This window comes from Mesorhizobium sp. CA15, from assembly GCF_020165215.1.
In the GTDB taxonomy this organism is placed as follows: Bacteria; Pseudomonadota; Alphaproteobacteria; order Rhizobiales; family Rhizobiaceae; genus Mesorhizobium.
This window is the reverse complement of the sequence record NZ_JAIUHQ010000001.1, coordinates 209,897-222,648: the sequence shown is the minus strand read 5'-3', so window position 1 is coordinate 222,648 and position 12,752 is coordinate 209,897. Positions and strand designations below refer to the sequence as shown.

Genomic DNA, 12,752 nt, shown 5'->3' with positions numbered 1-12,752 from the left:
CAACCCGCCACGATCACGAAGCCGTGGTTGGCTCTACCGTAAGCGCGTGGCACCGTGAACGAAACGAACCCAAAATGCCAACCTTGGCGAAGTTCCGATCCGCAGTCTTCGCCGTCTATGGACCAGCTAACATAGGACCAAAGGTTCTTGCCCTGTCGCCGACGGTGGTGAGAAAACCCCCTTGGCCAGATCGAAATGGAGGCGGCAGCACAATGAGGGGAATTCCTGATCTCGCCGAAGTCGAGGCGATGGATGCCGCGGATCCGCTGCGCGCCATGCGCGATCGCTTCGTCTTGCCGGAAGACGTCATATACCTCGACGGCAATTCGCTGGGCGCTGCTTCGGTAGACGCCTTCAGCGAGATCGAGACTGCCGCGAGGCAGGAATGGGCGCGGGATCTCATCCGCGCCTGGAACACCGCCGGCTGGTTCGATATGCCCATCGAGCTGGGTGACCAGCTAGGACGGCTGATCGGCGCGAAACCCGGCCAGACGGTCGTTTGCGACACGACTTCGATCAACATCTACAAGGTCCTGCATGCGGCACTTGCAATGCGGCCCGAGCGTTCGGTGATCGTTGCCGAGGGCGACAGCTTTCCGACCGACCTCTACATGGCGGAAAGCGTCGCATCGACGCGGCTCGGCACGGTGCTGCGGCTCGAAGGCACCGATGCCCCGACGATTGAGGAACTGGTTGACGATCGCGTCGCGGTCATCCTGGTCAACCACGTCAACTACAAATCCGGCCGGCTGCGCGACATGGCGGCGCTCACCCGCAAGGCTCATGAAGCCGGTGCGCTGATCGTGTGGGACCTCTGCCACACGGCGGGTGCGCTGCCGGTGGATCTCGACGGCTCGAATGCCGATTTCGCTATTGGCTGCACCTACAAATATCTCAATGGCGGACCGGGCTCACCGGCCTTCATCTACGCCGCGAACCGCCACCACGGCGACATTCGCCAGCCGCTCAGCGGCTGGTGGGGCCATGCCCGGCCTTTCGCGTTCGAGCAGGGCTACGCCGCGGGCACGGGCATCCGGCGGTTCCTTTGCGGAACGCAACCGGTGCTGTCGATGCGCGCGCTGAAAGGCGCGCTGGATATGTGGAACGATGTCGACATCAGGGCCGTGCGGAGAAAAAGCGTCGCGTTGACGGACCTGTTCATCCGGCTTGTCGAAGCCAAATGCGGCGGCTTCGGTCTTGAGCTGGAGAGCCCGCGCTCAGGCGCAGAACGCGGCAGCCAGGTGTCGTTCGCCCATTCAAATGGCTACCAGGTGATGCGCGCCTTGATCGAGCGCGGCGTGATCGGCGATTTCCGCGCGCCATCCACCATTCGTTTCGGCTTCACGCCGCTCTATGTCGGCTACCGCGATGTCTGGGATGCGGTCGAGGTGCTGGAGGACATCCTGCGCACTGGCATCTGGCAAGACGCACGCTTTGCCGTCAAAACAACCGTTACCTGACTTTGAATCGGCGATGCCGAACAGATGATCTGATCGCGGAGATACCGTTGCTGGGACATCGTATTGTCGACTGGGATGACGCCTACGCAAATGGCGCCAATATCGCCGGCGGCGACCGCTGGCCGGCGGCGTGGGATGGGCCGGCGCGGGCATTCCGCGAAAGGCTGCTGTCAGAGGGCAGGGCGCGGCTCGATGTTGTCTACGGCGAAGCGCCGCGCAAGCGCTTCGACCTGTTTCTCCCGTCTGCGGCGCCAAGGGGGCTCGTCGTGTTCATCCACGGCGGCTATTGGATGGAGTCGGACAAGAGCTCCTGGTCGCATCTGGCTGGAGGCGCGCTCGGCCGCGGCTTTGCCGTCGCCATGCCCTCCTACACGCTGTGCCCGCAGACCAGGATCAGCGGCATAGTCGGCGAGGCCGCGGCAGCGATCGAGAAGGCGGCGGCCATGGTCGATGGTCCGCTGATGCTGACCGGGCACTCGGCCGGCGGGCATCTCGCCAGCCGAATGGTGACCACGGTCTCACCGCTATCATCCGATGTGGCGCGGCGCATACGCCAGGTCGTTTCGATTTCAGGCCTGCACGACCTTCGGCCGCTGATGTTCACAGCGCTGAACGAGACCCTGAACATCGACGAGCCGGAAGCGCGGAGCGAAAGCCCGGCATTGTTGCGGCCTCGACAGGGAGCCTGCATCACCTGCTGGGCCGGCGGCGGCGAGCGTGCGGAATTCCTGCGCCAGAGCGCGTTGCTCGCCAACATCTGGACCGGGCTCGGCGCCTCCACCCGTTCAGTGGTCGAGCCGGACCGACATCATTTCAACATTGTCGATGGCCTCGCCGACCCGGATCATCCCCTGACCCGTACGCTGGTGGACGAATAAGGGCTACGATCGACTTCGTCGACGTATCAGGATCGACTTCGTCGACGCCTAGCGCAGCATGAGCACGCTGCATTCAGCGCCGGCTTCCGCCGCCGGCGCAAAGGGCTCGCGCACGATCAGGCCGTTGGCGTCGGCGAGCATCCGCAGCATCGAGGAGTCCTGGATTCCGAAAGGCGTCGCGACCAAGGTGCCGGCGTCCTCGCGCACGACGGCGCGCACATAGTCCTGCCTAAGGTCGTTGGCCCGCATCGCGGTGCCAAGCCGGGCCGTTCGCATATCCTGATGGTGATCGCGGCCACCGAGCCGGGCAAGCAGCGGTTTCAGGAAGAGTTGCGAGCAGACAATGCTTGCCACCGGATTGCCGGGCAGGCCGATGCAGCGGATATGGCCAAGCCGGCCAAACATCAGTGGTTTGCCGGGGCGCATGGCGATTTTCCAGAAATCGAGCTGCATGCCTTCGCCGGTCAGCACGCTATGGACGAGGTCGTGGTCGCCGACTGAGGCGCCGCCGAGCGTGACGATGACATCGGCGTCCGCCTCGACCGCTTGCCGGACCAGCGCGGCAATCGCCTCCTGGCGGTCGGCGGCGATGCCGAGATCGAGCGCGAGCGCGCCGATCGACTGGGAGGCGGCGGCCACGCCGTAGGCATTCGAGGAAATGATCTGGTCGGGGCCGAGAGCGCTGCCCGGCGGCAGCAATTCGTCGCCGGTGGCGATGATCGCGACCAGCGGCCGGCGCACGACGTTCAGGGCTGGGTGGTTGGCCGAGGCCGCCAGCGAAAGGGCCGCTGCATCGAGGACGCGCCCCTTTTCGAGCAGCACGTCGCCCTGGCCGAAGTCGAGCCCGCGGCGGCGCACATTGCGTCCTTTCGCGGTCGGCTCGGTCAGCTCGATCCTGCCATTGCCGAGGTCGCGGACGTTTTCCTGGATGACGACGGTGTCGGCCCCTTCGGGCAACGGTGCCCCGGTGAAGATGCGCACCGCCTGGCCTTCCCCGACGGTTCCGGAGAAACCGCGCCCGGCAGGCGCCACGCCGATGACCTCGAGTAGCGCCGGCGCCGAGGCGACATCGCAGAAGCGCGCGACATAGCCGTCCATCGCGGAGGCATCGAAAGGTGGCTGCGTGCGCAGCGCGACCACCGGCTCGGCCAGCACGCGGCCCGCCGCGTCAGCCAGCGGAACGCGCTCGCCCGGCAGAGCCGTCACGCCGTCCAGCAGGCGTTCGAGCGCCTCGGTGACCGGAAGCAAGGCCATTATGAACCTGCCTTGTAGTCGCCTGATTTGCCACCGGTCTTCTCGACCAGCCGGACGCCGGAAATCACCATCCCGCGGTCCGCTGCCTTGGCCATGTCGTAGATGGTGAGGCAGGCGACTGAAGCGGCGGTTAGCGCCTCCATCTCCACGCCCGTCTTGCCGGTGACGCGGGCGAGCGCGGTGACCTTGAGACCTGGCAAGGAATGGTCCGGCTCGATCTCGACGCCAACTTTGGTCAGAAGCAGCGGATGGCAGAGCGGGATCAGTTCGTGCGTCTTCTTTGCGGCCATGATGCCGGCGATACGGGCAGTCCCCAATACGTCGCCTTTCTTGGCGTCGCCGGCCAGGATCATCTCCAGCGTTTCCGGCTGCATGGAGACGAACCCTTCAGCGACTGCCGTGCGCGTCGTCTCGGCCTTGTCGCCGACATCGACCATGTTGGCTTCGCCCTTGGCACCAAGATGGGTAAGGGAGGCCATCCTCAAACGGCCTCGGCACGCGCCTTGCCGGTGAGCAGCAGTTGCGTGGCGGCGGCCACGTCGGCCTGCCGCATCAGGCTCTCGCCGACCAGGAAGGTGCCGATCTTGCTCTTCTCCAGCCGGCGGCAGTCCTGATGCGTGAAGATGCCGCTCTCGCTGACCAGCAGCCGATCCGCCGGCACCATGGCCGCCAGCCGCTCCGAAACGTCGAGGCTGGTTTCGAAGGTTCTGAGGTCGCGGTTGTTGATGCCGATCAGCCTCGACGAAAGGCGAAGCGCGCGTTGCATTTCCTTTTCGTCGTGCACCTCGACCAGAGCGTCCATACCGAGCTCGAAGGCGGTCGCTTCAAGGACCCTGGCAAGCGCGTCGTCGACGCTCGCCATGATGATCAGGATCGCGTCGGCGCCCCAGGCGCGTGCTTCGTAGACCTGGTAGGGATCGAACAGGAAATCCTTGCGCAGAGCCGGCAGGCGCACCGCTGCCCGAGCGGCTGTCAGGAATTCGGGAGCGCCCTGGAAAGACGGGGCGTCGGTAAGCACCGAAAGGCAGGCGGCGCCACCTTGCTGGTAGGCCTGTGCCAATGACGGCGGATCGAAATCGGCCCGGATCAGGCCCCTGGAAGGGCTGGCCTTCTTGATTTCGGCGATCAAAGCGAAGCCGCCGTCTCGGCGCTTGGCTTCCAGCGCGGCAAGGAAGCCGCGCGGCGGCTCGGCGTCCCCGGCCTTCGTCTTGATGTCGGCGAACGACACGGCGAGCTTCGCCGCAGCGATCTCTTCACGCTTGTAGGCTTCGATCTTGCGCAGGATATCGGACAAGGGGTCTATCCGTTCGAAATCTCGATGAGCTTGTCGAGCACCGCACGCGCGCGGCCGCTGTCGATAGCTTGCGCCGCCGCCGCGATGCCGTCGGCCAGCGTCGTCACCTTGCCGGCCACAACCAGCCCTGCGCCGGCATTCATCAGCACCGTATCGCGATAAGCGCCGGCGGCTCCGCCAAGCATATCGCGCAATTCCTTGGCGTTGTAGGCCGCGTCGCCACCGCGCAGCTCTTCTTTTGTGTGCCGCTTCAAGCCAACGGCTTCCGGCGTCAAGGTAAAGCTGCGAATCTCGCCGCCGGCGAGCTCCGCCACCTGTGTCTCGCCGGTGGTGGTGATCTCGTCATAGCCGTCGCCATGGACGACCCAGGCGTGATCGGCGCCCAGCGCCTTGAGCGTCTCGGCCACGGGCATGATCCACTCCGGCAGGAAGACGCCGACCATCTGGCGGCTGACGCCGGCAGGGTTTGACAGCGGTCCGAGCAGGTTGAAGATGGTGCGCGTGCCGAGCTCGACGCGGGTCGGCCCGACATGCTTCATCGCCGGATGATGCGCCGGCGCGAACATGAAGCCGACGCCGGCCTCATGGATGCAGCGGCCGATCGTCTCCGGCGGGATGTCTATTCTGACGCCCAGCGCCGTCAGCACATCGGCGGAGCCGGTCAGCGAGGACAGGCCGCGATTGCCATGCTTGGCGACCGGCACGCCGGCCGCGGCAATGACGAAGGCCGAAGCGGTCGAGATGTTGACCGAATGCGAATTGTCGCCGCCGGTGCCGACGATGTCGATGGCGCCTTGCGGCGCCTCGACGCGCAGCATCTTGGCGCGCATCGTGGCGACCGCGCCGGAAATCTCGCCCACCGTCTCGCCGCGCACGCGCAGCGCCATCAGGAAGCCGCCGATCTGGCCTGGCGTCGCGTCGCCCGACATGATGATGTCGAACGCCTCGCGCGCTTCCTCGAAGGAAAGCGCGGTGCCCGTGGCGACCTTGGCTATGTGTGTCTTGAGAGCGCTCATCGTGTCTGTGCTTGCGAAACCGCGTTCGGATCGATGCGAACGTCATATTGCGACTGCAACTGCGCCACCAGCTGGTCGAGCAGATCGTCGGACATGCCGGCGCCGAAGGATTTCTGCGCGTCGTCCGGCACCGCGCTGCCATCGGCGCCTGCCGGCTCGAAGACCTCGGCGACCTTGAACAGGATCTGGCCGTCGCCGGTGGGCGAGGGGATCAAACCGGTACCGCCTTCGCCGACGCCGAACATGGCCGCGGCGCCTTCCTTGCCGAAATCGGCATCGTCGGCTTCGCGCTTCAGGCCGCGCTTGGTCTGCTTGTCGAGCTTGAGCTCGCCGGCGATGACGTCGAGCGCGGTGCCTGCCTTGAGGCGCTTCTCCAGCTCCTGAGCCTTGGCGTCGAGCCGCTTGTTGGTCTCGGCCTCCGTCCAGTCGGCGACGACCTTCTTGCGGACCTCATCCAGCGTGCGGTCGCGCGCTGGCGTGACCGACTGCACTTCGTAGAAGACGAAACCGTTGCCGGCAGTCGTCAGGCCTTCGTTCTCGGTATTGGGCTCCGCCGCGAACACCGACTTGATCAGCTCGGCCGATTCCGGCAGGTCGTTGACGATCGTGCCGTCCGGCCGCTGGCCGGTACGGTCGATGGCATCGATGGTGACGACCTTGAGCTTCAGCTTCTCGGCGGCCTGCGCCAGCGAGGCGCCCGAGGCGCGGGTGTCCTCGTAGCTGTCATGCACATCGAGCAGGATGCGGCTTGCTTCGCCCAGCGCCAGGTCCTTGCGGATCTGGCCGGACACTTCCGAAAGCGGCTTCACCACCTGCGGCTTGATCTCGGTGACGCGCAAGAGCACGGGACCGAAGGCGCCCTGGACGACCTGGCTCACCTCGTTGGCATTGAGCGAGAAGGCGGCATCGGCCACCGCCTTGTCGGCGATCTTGTCCTTGGCCAGCGTGCCGAGCAGCGTGTCGGCCTGCGTCTTGCCTTCGGCGGTGACGAGCTTGTCGAAGGTAGCCCCAGCCTTCAGCGAATCCAACGCGGCCTTGGCCGCATCCGGCGTCTTGAACACCAGCTGCTCGATGGTGCGCATCTCGGGCGTCGTGTAGCGCGCGATGTTCTTGTTGTAGTCCTCGCTGATCTGCTGGTCTGTCACCGCGGACGGATCCATGATGTCCTGCGGCTCCAGCCGGACATAGGAGAACTTGCGGTATTCCGGCGCGGCATAGTTCTTCTTGTTGGCGTCGAAATAGGTTTTGAGGGCGCTGTCGGACGGCGCCTCGATCGGCTGCACCAGCGTCTTGGGCAGCACGACATAGTCGATCGTGCGATCCTCGCCGCGATAGAGAGAGACCGCCTTCAGGAAGGTCTGCGGCACCTTGAGGCCGTCGGAGATCGCCTCGACGATCTGCTGGCGCACGGCCACCTGCGAGCGGTTTCTGAGATAGTCCTCGGGCCGCATGCCGAGCTGGCGCAGCAGATACTCGAAGGTGCGGCGATCGAACTGGCCGCCGGGGCCTTTGAAGGCCGGATCCTCGCGCGTCAGTTCGGCCAGCCGATCCTTGGAGAGGCCGAGCCCGAGCTTGCGCGCCTGTTCGTCGAGCACTGCGCCCGAAACGAGCTGCGCCAGCACCTGATTGTCGACACCGAGCAGCTTGGCCTGTTCATGGGTGACGCGTTGGCCATATTGCTGCGACAGAAGGCTGAGCTGGCGGTCGTAAGCGAGGCGGTACTCGTTGATCGAGACCTCCGTGCCGCCGGCCGTGATCACCGCGTGATGGCCGCCCAGCACGCCACCCACCATGCGCGTGGTCGCGCCCCAGGCGAGGAAACTCACCACCAGCAAGGACAGCAACGCCTTCGCGACCCAGGTGCCTGCCGCGCTTCTCAATATACCAAGCATGCATACTTCCGATTTTTGCGCATTTTCGCGTGCGCCGAGTCTGAAACAAGCGCAATAGCGCCCTTCCGGCCCACTGTCGATTGCTTTGTGACCTGATTTTGGTAGTGAGGGCGCTGCTTAATGTCGCTCGGAGAACGCGCCCCATGACCCCTGGAATCCGCCCGCTTGTCGCTGGCAACTGGAAAATGAACGGCACCAGCGCCTCGCTCAACGAGCTGCGGTCGATAGGCAACGGGTTCATGAGCGGGCTCGACGCGGAGACCGAAGCGGTCGTGTGCGTGCCGGCGACCTTGCTGCAGCGCGCCGCCGAGATCCTGTCGCGCACGCCCGTGCGTGCCGGTGGAGAGGATTGCCATCCCAAGGAGAGCGGCGCCTTCACGGGCGAGATTTCGGCCGAGATGCTCAAGGATGCCGGCGCAAGCCACGTCATCGTCGGTCATTCCGAGCGCCGCGAGCTGTTCGGCGACGACGATGCAATGGTCCATGCCAAGGCGTCGGCAGCGTGGCGGGCTGGGCTGGTGGCCATCATCTGCATCGGCGAGACGCGCGCCGAGCGGGAGGCGGGCGCCACGCTTGATGTCCTGTCGCGCCAGCTTGATGGTTCCGTGCCGGCGAGCGCCACCGCCGCCAATACCATCATCGCCTACGAGCCGGTCTGGGCGATCGGCACCGGCCTGACGCCGACCGCCGCCGATGTCGCCGAGGCGCATGCGCATATCCGGGGTAAGCTGACCGCGCTGCTCGGCGATGCCGCGGCCAGGACGCGCATTCTTTACGGCGGCTCGGTCAAGCCTTCCAACGCGGTGGAACTGCTCGGCGTCGACAATGTCGACGGCGCGCTGGTCGGCGGCGCCAGCTTGAAGGCGGCCGACTTCCTGGCCATAGCGGAAGCTTATATGAACATGGCTTAGCCTGCGTTGATTTTCAGGTGATGCCGGCCTGCGAACGATGGTTTCCTGCGCTTCCGGTGCTCACGTACTTTAGTACGCTCCGCTCCGGTTCTCGGAAACCACCGTTCTCGGCTCGGCCTGACCTGAATCTCAACACACCCTAGCCGTCTCCCAGGCTCACGCGGCTAAATCGTTGTAATGGCCGCATTGGTTCCCATATTCCCGGCCACGGGCTTGGAAATGCCGCCAAAGCATTGTAAGGAGCCGCCTCCAAATCATCGGTCGTATGCGCGCTCGCGCAAGGCCTCGCCAGGATAAATTATGGAAACCGTACTGATCGTCGTCCACCTCATGGTCGTGCTCGCCCTCGTCGGCGTGGTGCTGCTGCAGCGCTCCGAAGGCGGCGGCCTGGGCATCGGCGGCGGTTCCGGTTTCATGACCGCTCGTGGCGCCGCCAACGCGTTGACGCGCGCCACCGCGATCCTGGCGGCAGCTTTCTTCGTGACGTCGCTGGCGCTGTCGATCCTTGCCCGCTATGGCGAAAAGCCGATCGACATCCTCGACCGCCCGGCAACATCCAGCCAGGGCAACGGCGTGCTCAACCAGCTGCCGGGATCGAACGGACCGGTGGGCAGCTCGCAGCCCGCAGCCCCGGCCGGCGGCTCTGCTCCCGTGGCTCCGGCTGGCGGTGCGACGAGCACCACGCCGCTTGCCAACGGCGCCACAGCGCCGGCTCCGGCCACAACGCCTGCTCCGGCGCCCGCGAATCCGAGCACCGCGCCGGCGACCAACGGCGTCACCTTGCCGGTCACCCCTCAGGTTCCGAACCAGTAGCCGGACAAGCACTGCCGCGATCTGTTGTTCTTTGAACACAGTCGCGGCAAATGCGCGCCCGATCACGAAGATTCAACCGGGCGTGGCGCCTGCCTCAGCTTGAGGCGATGACAGCTAATCGATTATAGATTGCGCGCGGCACTTTTGGCGTCCTTGGGGGACGCCGGGCGACGCCGTGGGCAACACGCATTGAACGATCGGATCTTCGCCATGCAGCTTCGCAGCTTCATCATTTTGGGAGTCTGTGCCGTCCTCGGCATGGGTTCCGCGGCCCTTGCCGGACCGGCAACCCCGTCGGTAGAGAAAACCGACGCCATTCCCGTTGCCGCCGCCAAGAGCGACGCATCGCAGCTGAGGCTTCTCAAGAAGAAGAAAAATCCGACCTCGGACGATCTCGCGCAGATCGGCAAGCTCGAGGCCAAGATCGCTGCCGACAAGCAGGCGGCAAAAGATAAGGCGCTCGAGGCTCGCAAGATGGCGATGCGCGAGGCCGCCAAGGCCAAGGCTGACGCGGCGCGCCAGGAATGGCTCGCCAAGAAGGGCACTGCCGCGCCGGCTGAGGTCGCCGACGCCAAGCCGGCCAAGAAGACCACCAAGATCATCGCGCCGCTGGACCCGGTCGCGCAGATCATGCCGGTCAAACCCGAGGAACCTATCCCGGCTGAGGTCATGAACATCACCGCCACCGGCAACAATGGCGAGTTGCGCAGTGAGCAGCCCGGCCAGAAGCAGACGAGCAGCGGCGGGCTGTTTGCCGGCCTCTTCGGCGGCTCGTCGGTGAGCTCGATCAGTTACCTGCCCGAGACCCGTGCGCTTGATTCGGCGCTGGCCAAGAAGACCGCCAAGCGGCCGTTCAAGGTGAAGCCGGAATTCGTGCCGCAGGACGTCACGTTCACCGGTTATGAGCCGGGCACCATCGTCATCGACACCAGCGCGCGCCGCCTCTACCTCGTCGAATCGTTTTCCACGGCACGCCGCTATGCCATCGCGGTCGGCCGCGAAGGCCTGCAGTTCAAGGGCACGGTAGCCGTCGGCGACAAGCAGGAATGGCCGCGCTGGATACCGACGCTCGACATGCAGAAGCGCGAGCCGAAGCATTACGGCCAGTACAAGGACGGCATGCCCGGCGGCGGCGAGAACCCGCTCGGCGCGCGCGCCATCTATCTCTATGACGGCAAGAAGGACACGCATCTGCGAATCCACGGCACAATCGCGCCGCAGTCGATCGGAACCAGCGCCTCCAATGGCTGCTTCCGCATGATCAACGAGCACGTCATGGACCTCTACAGCCGCGTCAAGATCGGCACGAAGGTTGTTATTATCTAAGGCTTTCCGTCAAACTGCCGAAAGGGCCGGCATCGCCGGCCCTTTTGTTTTGACTGAATCCAAGCCCGTGCGGGCCCTAGGTGCCATCTTGGGAAAAAGCCTTCGCGGCGGTTTTTTCTCTGGCAGAATCAATCAGGCCGCGTTAAGCGATGACTCCCATGGCGCGATATGTATTCATCACAGGCGGCGTGGTTTCCTCACTCGGAAAAGGCATCGCCGCAGCAGCTCTTGGGGCTCTTCTGCAAGCGCGAGGCTATCGCGCGCGGATCAAAAAGCTCGATCCTTATCTCAATGTCGATCCCGGGACGATGTCGCCGTATCAGCACGGCGAAGTGTTCGTGACCGATGACGGCGCCGAGACCGACCTCGATCTCGGCCATTACGAGCGATTCACCGGGCGCTCGGCGAACCAGCAGGACAACATCACCACCGGCCGCATCTATAAGAACATCATCGAGCGCGAGCGGCGCGGCGACTATCTCGGCGCGACCGTGCAGGTGATCCCGCACGTCACCGACGAGATCAAGCATTTCGTGCTGGACGGCAATGACGACTACGATTTCGTGCTGTGCGAAATCGGCGGCACGGTCGGCGACATCGAGGCGATGCCGTTCCTGGAAGCGATCCGACAGCTCGGCAACGACCTGCCGCGCAACAACGCCGTCTATGTGCATCTGACCCTGATGCCCTACATCCCGACGGCCGGCGAACTGAAGACCAAGCCGACGCAGCATTCGGTCAAGGAACTGCGCGGCATCGGCATCGCGCCCGACATCCTTTTGGTGCGCGCCGACCGGCCGATCCCGAAGGAGGAGCGCCGGAAACTTTCGCTGTTCTGCAACGTGCGCGAAAGCGCCGTCATCCAGGCGCTGGACGTGCCGCATATCTATGACGTGCCTTTGGCCTATCACCAGGAGGGCCTCGATTCGGAAGTGCTGGCGGCCTTCGGTATCGACCCGGCGCCGAAGCCCCGCATGGAGCCGTGGCAGAAGCTTTCCAACCACATCCACAATCCGGAAGGCGAGGTGACGATCGCCATCGTCGGCAAATACACCGGCCTCAAGGATGCCTATAAATCGCTGATTGAGGCGCTGTCGCATGGCGGCCTCGCCAATCGCGTCAAGGTCAAGCTCGACTGGATCGAAAGCGAGATCTTCGAGAAGGAAGACCCGGCGCCGTGGCTGGAGAAGGTGCATGGCATCCTCGTTCCCGGCGGCTTCGGCGAGCGCGGTTCGGAAGGCAAGATCCTGGCGGCAAAGTTCGCCCGCGAGCGCAAGGTGCCTTACTTCGGCATCTGCTTCGGCATGCAGATGGCCTGCATCGAGGCGGCCCGCTCGCTGGCGGGTGTGGACCATGCGTCGTCGACCGAGTTCGGCCCCACCGACGAGCCCGTCGTCGGTCTGATGACCGAGTGGCTGAAGGGCAATATGCTTGAGAAGCGCAGGGCCGCAGGCGATCTCGGCGGCACGATGCGGCTTGGCGCCTATCAGGCCGAGCTCGCCAAGGGCTCGAAGATAGCGGATATCTACGGCGACACGCAGATTTCCGAGCGCCACCGACATCGCTACGAAGTCAACATCGACTACAAGCAGCGGCTCGAGGATTGCGGCCTGGTGTTTGCCGGCATGTCGCCCGACGGCGTGCTGCCGGAGACGGTCGAATATCCTGACCACCCATGGTTCATCGGCGTGCAGTATCACCCCGAGCTGAAGAGCCGCCCGCTCGACCCGCATCCGCTGTTCGCGAGCTTTATCTCGGCTGCAGTGGATCAGTCGCGGCTCGTCTAGGCGTGCTGATATTCAGGTGAGTCCGGCCTGCAAATGGCGGCTTCCTGCGCTTCCGGTGCTCACGTACTTCGAGTACGTTCCGCTCCGGTTCTCGGAACCCACCATTTTCGACTCGGCCTGA

The 12,752-nt window shown here is 64.8% G+C and carries 11 protein-coding genes; 6 read left to right on the top strand and 5 right to left on the bottom strand.

Features of this window, described 5'->3' with window-relative positions; translation table 11 throughout:
• Positions 1-212 precede the first annotated feature (212 nt).
• Positions 213-1,460, top strand: a complete 1,248-nt coding sequence (gene kynU / locus LB515_RS01135) for a kynureninase (RefSeq protein WP_224706494.1) — start codon at positions 213-215, stop codon at positions 1,458-1,460.
• A gap of 47 nt (positions 1,461-1,507) precedes the next feature.
• Positions 1,508-2,338 (top strand): alpha/beta hydrolase, encoded by an 831-nt coding sequence (locus LB515_RS01130; RefSeq protein WP_224706493.1) that lies wholly within the window; start codon positions 1,508-1,510, stop codon positions 2,336-2,338.
• A gap of 48 nt (positions 2,339-2,386) precedes the next feature.
• Here LB515_RS01130 and glp read toward each other — a convergent pair whose 3' ends face one another.
• Genes glp through LB515_RS01105 form a run of 5 tightly spaced genes read right to left on the bottom strand, consistent with a single transcriptional unit; the run spans position 2,387 to position 7,794 of the window.
• Positions 2,387-3,592: a gephyrin-like molybdotransferase Glp gene (gene glp / locus LB515_RS01125; protein WP_224706492.1), complete on the bottom strand. Its 1,206-nt coding sequence runs from the start codon at positions 3,590-3,592 to the stop codon at positions 2,387-2,389.
• A complete protein-coding gene (gene moaC / locus LB515_RS01120; protein WP_095765374.1) occupies positions 3,592-4,071 on the bottom strand; it encodes a cyclic pyranopterin monophosphate synthase MoaC in 480 nt (159 codons plus the stop codon). Before moaC ends, glp begins: the two co-directional genes overlap by 1 nt.
• Before the next feature lie 2 nt (positions 4,072-4,073).
• Positions 4,074-4,886, bottom strand: coding sequence for an indole-3-glycerol phosphate synthase TrpC (gene trpC, locus LB515_RS01115; protein ID WP_224706491.1), 813 nt, complete (start codon positions 4,884-4,886; stop codon positions 4,074-4,076).
• Positions 4,887-4,891: 5 nt separating this feature from the next.
• The gene (gene trpD, locus LB515_RS01110) at positions 4,892-5,902 is read right to left on the bottom strand and encodes an anthranilate phosphoribosyltransferase (protein ID WP_224706490.1); all 1,011 of its coding nucleotides are present in this window, start codon (positions 5,900-5,902) and stop codon (positions 4,892-4,894) included.
• The gene (locus tag LB515_RS01105) at positions 5,899-7,794 is read right to left on the bottom strand and encodes a peptidylprolyl isomerase (RefSeq protein WP_224601185.1); all 1,896 of its coding nucleotides are present in this window, start codon (positions 7,792-7,794) and stop codon (positions 5,899-5,901) included. Before LB515_RS01105 ends, trpD begins: the two co-directional genes overlap by 4 nt.
• 143 nt (positions 7,795-7,937) lie before the next feature.
• Between LB515_RS01105 and tpiA the strand changes: the two genes are divergently transcribed.
• From tpiA to LB515_RS01085, 4 genes are all read left to right on the top strand, one after another.
• Positions 7,938-8,705, top strand: a complete 768-nt coding sequence (gene tpiA, locus LB515_RS01100; protein ID WP_224544481.1) for a triose-phosphate isomerase — start codon at positions 7,938-7,940, stop codon at positions 8,703-8,705.
• A gap of 300 nt (positions 8,706-9,005) precedes the next feature.
• Complete coding sequence (gene secG / locus LB515_RS01095) at positions 9,006-9,518, top strand: preprotein translocase subunit SecG (protein WP_224706489.1); 513 nt, start codon at positions 9,006-9,008, stop codon at positions 9,516-9,518.
• Positions 9,519-9,728: 210 nt separating this feature from the next.
• Positions 9,729-10,844: a L,D-transpeptidase gene (locus tag LB515_RS01090; protein WP_224706488.1), complete on the top strand. Its 1,116-nt coding sequence runs from the start codon at positions 9,729-9,731 to the stop codon at positions 10,842-10,844.
• A gap of 149 nt (positions 10,845-10,993) precedes the next feature.
• Positions 10,994-12,631, top strand: a complete 1,638-nt coding sequence (locus tag LB515_RS01085; RefSeq protein WP_140542386.1) for a CTP synthase — start codon at positions 10,994-10,996, stop codon at positions 12,629-12,631.
• Positions 12,632-12,752: the final 121 nt, after the last annotated feature.